This is a genomic window from Maritimimonas sp. 2205BS37-2 (genome assembly GCF_056591755.1).
On sequence record NZ_JBWQOI010000001.1, the window covers coordinates 934,931 to 948,662 of the forward strand.

The 13,732-nt window shown below is 33.8% G+C and carries 14 protein-coding genes; 5 read left to right on the forward strand and 9 right to left on the reverse strand.

Annotated elements, in window-relative coordinates:
- Positions 1 to 14 precede the first annotated feature (14 nt).
- Genes AC1EUU_RS04455 through AC1EUU_RS04475 form a run of 5 tightly spaced genes read left to right on the forward strand, consistent with a single transcriptional unit; the run spans position 15 to position 3,181 of the window.
- Positions 15 to 182, forward strand: coding sequence for a hypothetical protein (locus AC1EUU_RS04455; protein WP_480200174.1), 168 nt, complete (start codon positions 15 to 17; stop codon positions 180 to 182).
- A 33-nt stretch (positions 183 to 215) separates the two neighbouring features.
- The gene (locus AC1EUU_RS04460; protein ID WP_480200175.1) at positions 216 to 611 is read left to right on the forward strand and encodes a hypothetical protein; all 396 of its coding nucleotides are present in this window, start codon (positions 216 to 218) and stop codon (positions 609 to 611) included.
- A 47-nt stretch (positions 612 to 658) separates the two neighbouring features.
- Positions 659 to 1,384, forward strand: a complete 726-nt coding sequence (locus tag AC1EUU_RS04465) for a DJ-1/PfpI family protein (protein WP_480200176.1) — start codon at positions 659 to 661, stop codon at positions 1,382 to 1,384.
- Between the two features lie 4 nt (positions 1,385 to 1,388).
- A complete protein-coding gene (locus AC1EUU_RS04470) occupies positions 1,389 to 2,543 on the forward strand; it encodes an FAD-dependent monooxygenase (RefSeq protein ID WP_480200177.1) in 1,155 nt (384 codons plus the stop codon).
- A gap of 11 nt (positions 2,544 to 2,554) precedes the next feature.
- The gene (locus AC1EUU_RS04475) at positions 2,555 to 3,181 is read left to right on the forward strand and encodes a succinate dehydrogenase/fumarate reductase transmembrane subunit (RefSeq protein ID WP_480200178.1); all 627 of its coding nucleotides are present in this window, start codon (positions 2,555 to 2,557) and stop codon (positions 3,179 to 3,181) included.
- 282 nt (positions 3,182 to 3,463) lie between these two features.
- Here the strand turns inward: AC1EUU_RS04475 and AC1EUU_RS04480 are convergent, their stop codons facing one another.
- The 9 genes from AC1EUU_RS04480 to AC1EUU_RS04520 all read right to left on the reverse strand — a co-directional run bounded on the left by AC1EUU_RS04480 (position 3,464) and on the right by AC1EUU_RS04520 (position 13,730).
- Positions 3,464 to 4,732, reverse strand: coding sequence for an Nramp family divalent metal transporter (locus AC1EUU_RS04480; protein ID WP_480200179.1), 1,269 nt, complete (start codon positions 4,730 to 4,732; stop codon positions 3,464 to 3,466).
- Between the two features lie 15 nt (positions 4,733 to 4,747).
- On the reverse strand, positions 4,748 to 6,658 hold the full coding sequence (gndA, locus tag AC1EUU_RS04485; RefSeq protein WP_480200180.1) for an NADP-dependent phosphogluconate dehydrogenase: 1,911 nt from the start codon (positions 6,656 to 6,658) through the stop codon (positions 4,748 to 4,750).
- An 87-nt stretch (positions 6,659 to 6,745) separates the two neighbouring features.
- Positions 6,746 to 7,411, reverse strand: a complete 666-nt coding sequence (locus tag AC1EUU_RS04490; protein WP_480200181.1) for a bifunctional 4-hydroxy-2-oxoglutarate aldolase/2-dehydro-3-deoxy-phosphogluconate aldolase — start codon at positions 7,409 to 7,411, stop codon at positions 6,746 to 6,748.
- A gap of 12 nt (positions 7,412 to 7,423) precedes the next feature.
- Positions 7,424 to 8,446 (reverse strand): PfkB family carbohydrate kinase, encoded by a 1,023-nt coding sequence (locus tag AC1EUU_RS04495; protein ID WP_480200182.1) that lies wholly within the window; start codon positions 8,444 to 8,446, stop codon positions 7,424 to 7,426.
- Between the two features lie 18 nt (positions 8,447 to 8,464).
- A complete protein-coding gene (locus AC1EUU_RS04500) occupies positions 8,465 to 9,220 on the reverse strand; it encodes an SDR family NAD(P)-dependent oxidoreductase (protein WP_480200183.1) in 756 nt (251 codons plus the stop codon).
- Between the two features lie 43 nt (positions 9,221 to 9,263).
- Positions 9,264 to 10,028, reverse strand: a complete 765-nt coding sequence (locus AC1EUU_RS04505) for an SDR family NAD(P)-dependent oxidoreductase (protein WP_480200184.1) — start codon at positions 10,026 to 10,028, stop codon at positions 9,264 to 9,266.
- A gap of 9 nt (positions 10,029 to 10,037) precedes the next feature.
- Positions 10,038 to 11,312 carry an MFS transporter gene (locus AC1EUU_RS04510; protein WP_480200185.1) on the reverse strand — a complete coding sequence of 425 codons (1,275 nt, stop codon included), beginning with the start codon at positions 11,310 to 11,312 and terminating at the stop codon, positions 10,038 to 10,040.
- A 179-nt stretch (positions 11,313 to 11,491) separates the two neighbouring features.
- Entirely contained in the window at positions 11,492 to 12,196 is a 705-nt protein-coding gene (locus AC1EUU_RS04515; RefSeq protein WP_480200186.1) for a FadR/GntR family transcriptional regulator, read from the reverse strand.
- A 232-nt stretch (positions 12,197 to 12,428) separates the two neighbouring features.
- Positions 12,429 to 13,730 carry a RagB/SusD family nutrient uptake outer membrane protein gene (locus tag AC1EUU_RS04520; RefSeq protein ID WP_480200187.1) on the reverse strand — a complete coding sequence of 434 codons (1,302 nt, stop codon included), beginning with the start codon at positions 13,728 to 13,730 and terminating at the stop codon, positions 12,429 to 12,431.
- Positions 13,731 to 13,732: the final 2 nt, after the last annotated feature.

Sequence of the window (13,732 nt, forward strand, 5' to 3'; positions counted from 1 at the left end):
TATAGCAGTTATCAATGGGAGATAAAATAAATACCAATGTCCGAGAAAGAGGTGTATATGTTACACCGAGCGGAAAATACCTTTTCTTTAATAGAGCAACAGGGCTTGAAAATGTTGATATATTCTGGGCAGATTTCATTCAGTTAAAGAAAGAACTTTTGGAAAATACAAACAGCAACTAATAATGTATTGTGCTAATTAATAACAATTAACTAATGAACATCTATTTTTTAAGTACAGGAATTTTATGTTTTCTATTGGGAATTGCGCATTCAATCCTTGGTGAATATTTAATTTTTAAAAATAAAAGAAAGAAAGGAGTTTTAGTCCCCTCAAAAGGCAGTCATGACCTCAAAGAACGACATGTGCGCATACTTTGGTCCACTTGGCACTTGGCTTCGGTTTTCGGTTGGTGTTTAGGAGTTTTACTGATTAAAATAGCGCTTGACCACCAAATTCTAGACTCTAAGTTCATTGACTTTATTATTAACACTACGACCTATACTATGTTCACATCATCTTTGCTGGTTTTGGTTGGTACCAAAGGAAAGCACCCAGGTTGGATAGTGCTGTCAATAATAGGGCTATTGCTGATTGTTGGAAGTTGGTAAAAAACATAATCAATACATTATATAACTAAAAATATACATCATTTAAAATGAAAAAAGCAATCTTATTATCAGTAATAGCACTCTTGATTATTGGATGCTCTAAACATCCAAAAAATAGTTCTGAAAAAACAAGTGTTACCACCCCTTTAAAACAAGGAAAAATGATAAAGAAAACTATAGATCACAACTTGCCAACGATTGGAATATTAATATTTGAAGGCGTAATAATTAACGAAGTTGTAGCTCCCTTGGATGTATTTTCAAATCAAGATATTGGAGGAAAACACCTTTTCAATGTTATAACAATAGCAACAGAAAACAAAACATATAAAAGTGCACATGGGTTGAAAATAATACCAGACTACTTAACGGATAGCATTCCAAATTTAAAAGTCTTGGTAGTGCCGAGTTCCTACAATCCAATGGACCAAACATCTGACAAAAAATTAGTTGATTTTGTGAAAGAACAAAACAAAACAACTGAACATATAGCAAGCCATTGCGCAGGAGCATTCTTAATAGGTGAATCTGGAATTGCAAATGGAAAAGAGATTGTTACCTATTGTGGTGGTGGAGAATCCTTGCAATCAAGTTATCCTAACTTATTGGTAGCTGATGATAGTAAAATCTCGGTGGTTCACGACGGAAAATTTATTTCTTCAAATGGTAGTTTGGTAAGTTATTTAGCGTCATTTGATTTGTTGGAAAAACTAACCAGTAGAGAGCATAGAAAATTTGTTGAAACTTCAATATTATTTGATAGATTAAAATAACATGGTGGCGAATAGAATATCAATAATAGGAGGAGGAATTGGTGGATTAACAACTGCTTTAGCTTTTAAAAAATTAGGGATCTCTTACAAGCTATTTGAAAAGGCTGAAGGTATTGACGCTGTGGGAGCGGGTATTTGGTTATCTCCAAATGCGCTTCAAGTATTTGAATGGATATCTCCCAAATTATTGACAAAAATTCAGCATGCAGGCAATGAATTGGATAGAATTTTGGTTGCTGATCACAAACTAAAACCTATTTCAGATTCAGACCAATCCTTTGTAAAAAACCACTTTGGGTATAGCACGGTTGCCATACACAGAGGAGAGCTCCAGCAAATATTGTATGAATTTGTAAATAAGGAGAATATAGAACTAGGTAAAGAGTTTCAGAAGTATACAACCTCTATGGATGAATTATTCGACATAGCATTTACTGATGGTTCTAAATTTTCTACCAAATATATCATTGGAGCAGATGGCATTAACTCAAAAGTTCGGAAACAAGTATTTCCGGAAAGCAAAATCAGATATTCAGGTCAAACCTGTTGGAGAGGGGTTTCAAATTATGATATTGGTTCTACATTAGCACATACAGGATTCACACTTTGGGGTAAAATGCTTCAATTCGGCGTTTCCAAAATTTCAAAAGATCAATTGTATTGGTTTGCAGTTAAGTTAAGTGAACCAAACCTTAAAGATGATTCCGAAGATTTAAAACAGGAGTTAATTGAAATGTTTAACGGCTTCCATCCTATAGTTTCTAAAGTAATAAGCGATACTAAAGCAGATAAAATCATTAGAACAGACCTAAATGACTTAGAATTGTTAGAGAAATGGCACAAAAGTAATATCTGCCTTATCGGAGACGCAGCTCATAGTATGACACCTGACCTGGGGCAAGGAGGTGCACAAGCTATTGAGGACGCCTTTTATCTAGCACACGCAATTTGCAATTCAGAAAAGGAAACAGTAGCCTTTGCAGACTTTTATAATGCTCGAAAATTTAAAGTTCAAAAATTAGTTAATCTATCAAGAAAAACATCAAAAATAGCTATTCTAAAATACGGAAGTGGTTTGAGAAATTTTATGCTAAAAAATATGCCGAAAAAGTACACGCAAAAACAAATGTTGAATATCTATAGTTTAAAAAAACAGTAAAGCATAGGTTGATGTACGTTAGAACTAAAAGAATACATTATATATCAGGTATAATCTTAACCATTTTTATTGGATTACATTTACTTAATCACCTCTTGAGTGTTTTTGGTGCCACCTATCATATTGAATTGATGAATTCATTGCGTGTAGTTTATAGAAATCTAATTGTTGAAGTGTTTCTTTTAATCGTGGTAGCTCTGCAAATCAGCACGGGACTTAAACTGTTTTTAAGAAAACGAAAAACTGTAAATAAATTCTTTGAAAAATTACAAATCTGGTCAGGTTTATATTTAGCATTTTTCCTGGTATTCCATATTGCGGCGGTTATGATTGGGAGAATTGTTCTGCAACTTGATACGAATTTCTATTTTGGAGTTGCTGGACTAAATACATTTCCGTTAAACCTATTTTTTATCCCATATTATGGATTGGCCCTATTTTCTTTTTTTGGGCATATAGCCTCTATTCATAATCAGAACATGAAAAGACCAGTTTTTGGATTTTCACCTAATGTCCAATCAAAAATGATTCTATACGTTGGATTAATCATTTCTATTTTGATTTTTTATGGACTGACAAATGGATTCAAAGGTGTTGAAATTCCAAATGGTTATCTTATAATTAGTAGCGAGAAATAAGATTGATTAAGAAAAAATGTCTTAGTCTAATGTATTAACAATTCATATAATGAGATAATTCAATCAAGTTACCAAGAATATCTCGTGTATAAGTAGAACCAAATAAAATGAAAAAAGCCTGTAAACATTTTATTTACAGGCAAATGAGTTCAAATGGAGCCAAATTTCAGCGGAAAAAGAGGGAACAGAACTTATAAATAATTATATATCAACATATTACAAAATCACTTCTCTCCTACTCACCGAACTATTCACTTTTTATTTAACCCTATTTCTTTCTATTTAGAAGTAAGACATCAAGGCGATTATTCCATTATAGGAAATTATGAGAGAAAAGAACAATGCAGCTGTGAGACCTAGATTAATCCACAAACTTGTTTTATATCCTTGCATCAAATTTTTATTGTTGATTAATAGCATTACTCCAATAATCACTAGAGGCAAAATAAAAACATTGAAAACTTGTGATAAAATTTGCATCTCAACAGGATTTGATCCAAATACTGGAACGATCAAAGCAAATAAACAGGCAAAAGCAGTAATTATCTTAAACTGTTTAGAACTGGTGTCTAATTTTCCAGATTGATAATCTGCAATTAATATTGGCACTATTAATAAAATAGGGAAAATTGAAGATAGTCCTGCGCTCAATGTTCCAAAAAAGAAAAGAGTCAGTGCAAATTTACCAGCTACTGGTTCCAAGGTATTTACCATATCCAAAACTTGTGTTACCGGTTTACCGTCATAAAAAAGTGCGCCAGTCGCCACAGCCATTATTCCACTACTTATGACAAAAACCAAAATTGCAGCTACTATGGCATCTTTTTTCTGTGTCTTCAAATTTTTAATTGTCCAACCTTTACCTTTAACAAAAAGTGGACGTGATAAAAAAGTTGCAGCAGCCATGGTTGTGCCTACAAATGCCGCAACAAGCATTTTTCCTCCCTGAACTTTAGGAATAGTTGGTAAAAGCCCTTTTACTACATCTGACGGCAAAGGATATACCAAAAAAAGTGATATTAGGAAAGAAAGCCCCATCATGGTAACAAAAACAACCAGTATCTTTTCAAAAAAAGTGTATTTGCCAATTAGAAGTAAACCATAAAATATAGCAGTTACCATCACTGCAATAATTATCACAGCTTCGTATTTAAACTGAGTAATATTTGGAAAATAAATTGCAAATATTTCATAAATAATATTGGCTGAGATGCCCATTATACCCATTAGTGAATTCCATTGGCCAAAAGCAATTCCTATTATAATCAATATAGCCATGACTTTACCCCATTTCAGGTTCTTTTTAAAGGCATATAAAGCTGTTTCACCAGTAATCAATGTATAATTACCGTAGACATATATAAGAATTCCAGAGAAAAAACAACTAAGTAATAACACCCACAAGAGTTGCATCCCATAAGTACTACCAGCTACGATCATTGAAGTTACACTACCAGTGCCGATAGTATACCCAATGGCAAAAATTCCTGGCCCAAAACTTAATACTAGAGCAATAATCTTTTTTATGAACGACTTCTTTTCTTCTGACATTTATTTAGTAGTTTACTAAGTTGATGGTTCCCACTCGGTGTGATAAAATTTTCCACTAGGATCATTTACTCTTTGATATCTATGAGAACCAAAATAATCTCGCTGAGCTTGAACTATGTTTGCAGGTGAATATTCCGATGTTAAGGCATTAAAAAAATTAACTGATTCACTTAAACAAGAAATTGATAGTTCATTAAGAATACATAGTGAAATAATTTTGTTAGCTGATGGCTTGTAACTCTTTAACTGTTGATTTAATATTTCATCTTTCAGGATATTAGTATGTGATTTTAAGACGTTAGTTATGTTTACCATAAGGTCAGATTTGATAATACATCCTGCTGTCCATATTCTGGCTATTTCACTTAAGTTCAGATTCCAATCGTAATACTTAGAACCTTCCTCAATTAAATAAAATCCTTGAAAATGATTAATGATTCTAGCAAATTGATAGGCTTTTAGAAGGTCGTCTATCTGAACATCTTTAAGTAATTCATTTTTACTTTCATTTCTAAAAATTCTATTTAATTCTATTCTCCCTTCTTTAATATTAGAAGTATAACGCGCATATAATGCTGAAGCGATAAGTGTACTTGGTGTTCCTAATTGTAAACTAGCCTTGGTTGCCCAATTTCCTGTGCCTTTATTACCAGATTTATCTAAAATTTTATTGATAACCCAGTCACCATCATCTTTCTTTCTCAAAATATTTATGGTAATTCCTAATAAATAACTATTAGCTTCATTTTGCCATGACTCAAAAATATCTGCAGCCTGACTTGGATTTTTACCACTTGCAGATAGTATACTAAAAACCTCTGCTAATAATTGCATCTCCACGTACTCGATACCATTGTGAACCATCTTAATAAAATGACCACTTCCATCCCTTCCAAGATAAGAACAACATGGTAACTTACTGCTGTCTTTGGCAGCAATAGCAGTCAAATATGGCTCAACGATTCGATATGCAGTTGGGCTGCCTCCAGGCATTATTGATGGTCCATTTAATGCTCCTTTTTCACCTCCCGAAACGCCTGCTCCTATTAAATGAATATTATGTAATTTTAGTTTTTGACAACGTTTTATTGTATTTAAATAGTTTGAATTCCCACCATCAATTAAAATATCTCCTGGCGATAAATAAGGCAAAATATCTGTAATTATAGTATCTAGGATACTGCCTGAAGTTATCATTATTAAGATTTTTCTAGGCTTTTGAAGAGAATTTATAAACTTGCCTAAGTCGTCGAATGGTAATACAGTTGACAACTCTTCGTGTTGAGTAATAAAATCAGCTGCAACATTTTCTTCTAAACCCTCTAAATGTCTATTGAAAATTGACAGTTTAAACCCTTTATCGGCTAAATTTCTACTCAAACTTTTTCCCATTACACCAAGACCTAACAACCCGAATTCAGATTTGTGTTCTAACTCTTTCATTATTTTATTGACTATATCTTCTGGCAGGAGTTCAACATCTATATTGGTAGAATTTTCTGGAATTTCTAATATATCAAACTGGGATTGCAGAAGATTGGTAGGCATAAAATGATCTTTTCGATCCTCAAGTCTTTCCATAATTAGACTTTTAGAACCCGAAAGAAATACCCACTTGGTTTGTGATTCAATACCATTAATTAAAAGCTTTCTGTAATGTTCTTTTAAAGCTGAACAAGCAATGATACAACTCGTTTTTTTTAATTGCTTTTTAGCGAGCTTATTTAACTGTAGTAACCAATTATATCTATCATCATCATTTAGTGGATTCCCACTTTTCATCTTTTTGATATTTGCCTCCGGATGATAATCATCCCCATCAAAAAAGGGAAAATTCAGTGCTTTTGATAATAATTTTCCAATAGTACTTTTACCCGAGCCCGAGACTCCAACTATATAGATTACTTTTTTTTCATTTAAACTCATTGGAAGATTTTGAAAAATTCATTTCAAATAATATCTGAAAAAATTGAGCAAAAGCTAAACAACTTTAACATTGTATGTAAAAATTAACTAGCGAATCTCTTTTATGAGCTTGAGAGTCTTTTCAACTTTTTTCTCCAGGCCATCAAAATCTTCACTAACAAGTATCTCTTTACTTATTAATTTGGAACCCATGCCAACACATGTAACACCAGCGTCAAACCAAGCTCTTAAATTGCATTCTTCAGTACTAACTCCTCCTGTAGGCATAATGCTTGTCCAAGGTTGAGGACCTTTTATTGCCTTTACAAATTCTGGCCCATAGGTTGATCCAGGGAAAAGTTTAATAATTTCACAGCCAAGTTCTTCTGCCCTATTAATTTCAGATAGCGAACCACAACCGGGCGCATAAATTACTTTTCTACGATTGCATACCAGAGCTATGTCTTCTCTCAATGAAGGTGTGACCACAAAATTGGCTCCCATTTGAAGATATAACGAAGCGGCCGAAGCATCTGTAATCGATCCTATTCCAAGCATCATTCCCGGCAACTCATTGAGTGCATATTTATTTAGTTCCGAGAATACTTCAAAGGAAAAATCGCCTCTTGCGGTAAATTCGAGCAGTCTGGCGCCTCCATCATAGCAGGCCTTTATAACTTTTCGGCAAATAGCAATATCTTGATGATAAAATAATGGTACTAACCCAGTCTCTATCATTGTGCGTACTACCTCTATTCTTGTATATTGTGCCATACTCTTAGTTAATTATCGTGATACCTTCCCTGTTGTATTTCCACTTAACATATTTTCTACCTCTTCAATTGATACTAAATTATAATCTCCCGAAATTGTATGCTTTAAACAGCAGGCAGCAACAGCAAAATCTAAAGCTTTTTGTTTGTCTTCTTGATACTCCATAAGTCCATAGATAAGCCCACCCATAAAGGCATCACCGCTACCAACGCGATCAACTACCGGTGTTACTTCTTTTATTGCAGCATCATAAACTGTTCGTCCATCAAACAAAATCCCTCCAATACGTTGATGCGATGCACTTATTGAATAACGCAATGTGGTCGCTATGGTTTTTAAATTAGAGCATTTATTAAATATATGATCATACAGTACTGGAAGTGAAACCTTGTCTTGGTAGTTAGGGCTTACTTTATTTTCACCAAACATAAAATATGCGGTATCGATATCTCCTAAAATAATATTACTATATCGCAACAGTTCAGGCATAACATCTTTAGGTTGTTTACCATATTGCCATAATTTTTCTCGATAATTTAGGTCACAGGAAATTGTAAGGCCCATTTTATGTGCTGTTTTCACCGCTTCTAGGCAAACTTCGGCAGCACTTTCTGATATTGCAGGGGTAATTCCACTCCAGTGAAACCAACTGGCTTCTCTGAAAATTGATTCCCAATTAAAATCATCTTTGCTCGCTGTAGAAATAGCACTATGTGCCCTGTCATAAACAACATTGCTTCCTCGAGTTCCTGCTCCAGTTTCTAAAAAATAGATTCCTAACCGATCACCTCCCAAAACAACATTCTCCGAGGCTACGTTTAGTTTCCTCATTTCTTTCAATGTACAAGCGCCTATTTCGTTATCTGGTATTCGTGTTACGAACTCTGATGAAATTCCGTAATTCGCTAAAGATACTGCTACATTGAATTCCCCACCACCATATGAAGCTGCGAAAGCCTTTGCCTGTATAAAACGTAAATGCCTTTCAGTAGAAAGGCGTAACATAATTTCTCCAAATGTTACTACTTTTTTCATCCCTGAATTAAGTTTGGATTAACTAAATGCTAAACCTCCGTTAATATCAATGTTATTACCATTGATAAATGAAGACTCATCAGAAGCCAAATATACTACTAAATCGGCCACTTCTTCTGCCAATCCCTCTCTTCTCAAGGGTGTTATTGAAGCAACTTTAGTTCTTATTTCATCTTTGGTAAAATCATCATGGAATTTTGTTGCAATGAGGCCGGGGCATATTGCATTTACTCGAATACCTTTAGGTCCAAGTTCTTTTGACATTGCTCTTGAAAATGTTGTTACAGCTCCTTTGGAAGAAGCGTACAAAGCAGAACCACCACCACCACCATCTCTTGCAGCTTGAGACGATATATTAATTATTGTAGAACCCTTAACCATTAATGGTTCAAAAATTTGAGATACAAAAACAGTGGATTTAAAGTTGACTTCCATAACCAAATTATAAAAGGCTTCATCAAATTCTTGCAGCGTTTTTCGTGCGAAAAGACCACCTGCGTTATTAACTAAAATATTAACTCTACTTCCAAATTCCTCAATCGTCTTAGTCTTTAGATGCTTAATCTCATCTATTTTTGACACATCAGCTTTAACCGCTATAGCTACACCACCCAATGATTTTATTTCTTCAACAGTATCTTTAGCTCCAGATTCAGAATTATAATAGTTAACGACTACCTTTGCACCTTGTTTAGCAAGTTTAATAGATATCGCTCTTCCAATATCTCTTGAACCTCCAGTTACTACTGCTATTTTTCCTTTTAAATTACTCATTTTAAAAATTTTAGTTCTACGATAGCTTAATTTATCTTGAGGGTTATATTCCTAGAGCTTGTCCTCCTCCTACTTGTATAGTTTCAGCTGTAATAAAAGCTGCATCGTCACTGGCTAAGAATGAAACAACAGATGCTACTTCTTGAGGTTGACCAAGTCTTCCTAGCATAATATTATTTTTCCAAGAGGCAAACACTTCTGGCTTGGTTGATTTAATCTGAGCATGGAATGGTGTATCAATTGTACCCGGCGATACAGCATTTACTCTTATTCCGTATTCAGCAAGATCTTTTGCTAATGCTCTTGTTATAGCATGAACTCCTGCTTTTGAAGTTCCATAAATACCTGCTCCGGGACCTCCAGCATTCCATCCCGCATTTGAGGTATAGTTAATAATTGAGGCATTATTCCCTTTTTTTAAATATGGGATGGCTGCCCTAGAAGCAAAAAACGTAGAATCTAAATTCAATGCCATCACTTTTCTATAAAAATCAGTAGTCATATCTTCAAATCTAGATCTCCCACCTAAGCCACCGGCATTATTTACAAGGACATCAATTTTACCATACTTTTGACCAATGTTGTTAATATTTGACGTGACAGCTCTTTCGTCTGTAACATCAAACCCATAGTATTCAGCAGTAATTCCTCCTTTAGTTAACTCTTCAAGCCTCTTAGCTCCAGCTTCATCTTCTATACCGTTTAAGACTACAGTATAACCATCTTTACCTAATCTTTTTGCTACTTGAAAACCTATTCCCCCAGTCGCACCTGTAACTACAGCTATTTTTCCATTTGATTTTTGCATAATATTTTTCTAATTGATAATTTTATTTTCTATAGGTTTTATTTCTTTTATTAAAGCATAAATTGACAAAATAGCAAGTGGTGCCAAAATTGCCAGTATAATAAATGCTGGTGTATATGATTTTGTAGTTATTATGGGAATTAACCAGTTCATGATTATTACGGAAACAGCACCAATGCTTCCTCCTAATCCAGCCAATGTCCCTACAGATTTACCACTTAGTAAATCACTTGGAATTGTTTGAATATTACTAATCGAAAACTGAAAGCCAAATAATACTACAAAGACAAATCCCACAAATTTCTCTGGTGTATCAGCAAATAATATTGCTCCAATTATTGAAATAACTATAATTATAGTCCCTATTAATATTACTTTTTTACGTGATTTGTCAAGACTGTACTTATTCATTAATTTTTTTGCGTACCACCCTCCTGCAATACTACCTATTGCTGCTCCTACATAAGGAAACCAGGCATAATAGCCAATCTCTTTTACATTAAACCCAAATTCTTTGAATAAATAAATAGGCATCCAGAATACGAATAACCACCATATTGGTTCTATAAAGAAGCGTGCAGCAATTACTCCCCAAGATTCCTTCATCGAAAGAATTTGCATAACACTCAAACTTTCATCAGTTTCAGAATCTTCTCTACCTTCTAATCTACCTGATATTATATGCTCTTTTTCTTCTGCTGTTATCCAAGGGTGTAGTTTTGGTTTTTTCTTATTAATAATTAACCAAGGAATAATCCATATAAAACCAATAACACCAATAATAATGAAAGTCACCCTCCATCCATAGACACCAAATAATTCTGCAACTGTAGGTGCCGCCACAATTGATCCTATTGCGGCACCTGCATTAAATATACCTTGAGCTACAGCTCTTTCTTTAATTGGGAACCATTCAGCATTATTTTTTACTGCACCTGGCCAGTTTCCTGCTTCGGCAACACCTAAAAGTCCTCTGAAAATTCCTAGTGATGTTGCTCCTTTAGCAAAGAAATGTAATACCGAGGCAAGAGACCAAAAGAAGATTGATAATACAAAACCTATTTTAGTTCCAACTTTATCATATACTTTACCTGAAATAAATTTACCTGCGGCATAGGTTATAGTAAAAATATTAATAACCCAAGCATAATCCTGCTCAGTCAAACCAAGATCAGCGCTCATAGCTGGCCACATAATTCCTAATGCCGATCTGTCAATATAATTAATTATGGTAGCAAGACAAACTAAGCCAATTATGTACCAACGTAATCCTTTAATTTTCATAGATTTCAAAGTATTCAGGAGTCATGCTAAACTGCACAAAGAAGTAAGCGTCTACACAAAGCAGCACTAACAAAAGGAATAATGTATAAAATAATGTGTCAGTGTATTACTACTTCCCTCCTATAGTTAATTTAATATTTCTTTTGGACATTAAATCGTGCAATTTAATTGTCTCATACTCATTGGCTACTATAACAATATTGGTATAATATTTTAAAATGAATCTTCATTTTTTCCTTTGCCAAAGACGGATTTTGATTTTTTATAGCTTCATAAATATCCGTATGTTCCTGAATACCCAAAACCGCTTGATTCTTATCACAAACATGATACTTCTCAAAATTTGTGATAATTTCAGGTGTTATTGTTAACATAAATGTATTCATGGTTACATTATGACTGGCCTTAGCTATGGCTAAATGAAACAACAAATCTTCTTGCACAGCATCATCTCCACGCAGCACCTTTTCCCTGTAAGCGTCTAAAGCTTCCTTTATATTAACTAAATCTTCTTCCGTTCTTCTTATAGCTGCTAATCTTACTGTCTTTAACTCCAGTAATATTCTCGTTTCAACTAATGATTTAAAATCAGGATCCTCCAACCTCAAAATATCCTCAATCATACCATTTAATGCAATTACTCCTATATTAGCAACAAAAGTTCCGCTCTGAGGAATAGATTTCAGTAAACCAAAAAATTCTAATTTCTGAATAGCTTCTCTCACATTACTTCGAGTAACTCCAAATTTTTCCGATAGCATTCTTTCTGAAGGTAGTTTATCCCCAGGTTCTAGGTTCTTATAATTGATTAATTCTCGTATTTGAGATATAATCTGATTCTGAATAGAATGGTTATCATTTTTCGTAAGTATTTCAATCTTCATTTGCTAATTATTTTGTTAAAGAACTGGTTAACCAGATACACTATGTTAAATTTAATAAAAAATCTAATGTCAACCTAGTTTAGATTTATCGAATCTTACTGGCACTATATGCCAGTAAAATCCAATAAAGAAACTAACTAACTCAAATATTATATTCTCTAATTTAGATTAAACGAATTCTATTTAATAATCTAAATTGTATATTCATTATAGCAATCTTACTCAGAAAACACTAATAACCAGGATTTTGTGTAATAACACCATCACTTGCAAGAATTTCCGAGATTGGTAAAGGAAATAAATGATAATTTGCATTTATTGTTTCTCCCATTTCCGAATCTACCGTACCCGTTCTTACTAAATCAAACCATCTTTGTCCTTCAAAAGCTAATTCTAGTCTTCTTTCATCTTGAATAGCTTGCCTAACGGCAGTTTGTGTTGAAGCTCCTGAATAATCAGCTAAACCAGCTCTTGTTCTAATCTTATTTAACTCAACTAATGCCGAAGATGTATTACCATTTTCATTAAATGCTTCCGCATATAGTAAAATAATATCAGCTAAACGTATTTCAATAAAGTCCTGATCAGGGTTTTCTGATCCATATTTTACACTTCTCATATTTACCTCATCAATAGTTAATGCTCTTCTTAAGTCTCCGGGACTTGCGTCAAAAGCGGCTGTTAAATCCGAATCTAACGGTTCAAAGGCCTTAGAATCATTTCCAATAAACCATCCCGTAAATTCAGTAAACCCATATTCATCAGTAATGGAAGCAGACATTTGAGTTGCATAAATAATTTCTGAATTTAAATCATTTTCACTACCAAAAATGTCGGCAAAATTGGATTGTAGGCTAACGCCTGCTGCTGCTGCTCCATTTACAACGGCAGCTAAATATGTTTCCGCATTACCAAAATCACCAATTTGCATATAAACCTTCCCCAGAAGAGCTTGTGCTGCAATTTGAGATGCACGCCCTTTGGATCCAGAATTGTTGAGAGCAGCAATGGCGTCCTGTAAGTCTGGTATAATAACATTATTATATACGTCAATCACGGGCTGTCTTATCAATTGAGAAGTATCTTCATTAACTACCGGCGGATCTAAATTTATAGGTACCGCTCCAAAAACTTTTACTAACTTAAAATAAGATAAGGCTCTTAAAAACTTTGCCTCACCAACTTGAGATGCAATTGATGAATTTACTATAACATTATTCGCACTTAAAATTGATCTATAATTCGCTATGTAAAAGGGTTCAAAAAATTGATCTATCATATCTAATAAATCACTATTGTATCTATCAAATGAAGGATACGGTTCTTCAAACATTAAAGCATTATCTGCTCTAAAGTCTCCCATCACCGCTAATGGTGTCACTGTACCTAACTGGTAAAAGTATGCAGCATTTAAAACACCTTCAAAATCTGTCAAAGAATCTGATGTAGCAATATTAGGTGGAAATTGATCTAAATCGTTGTTACAAGCAGTGGTGAATAACAATGCCGCTATAAATAAAAATATTTTTTTCATTT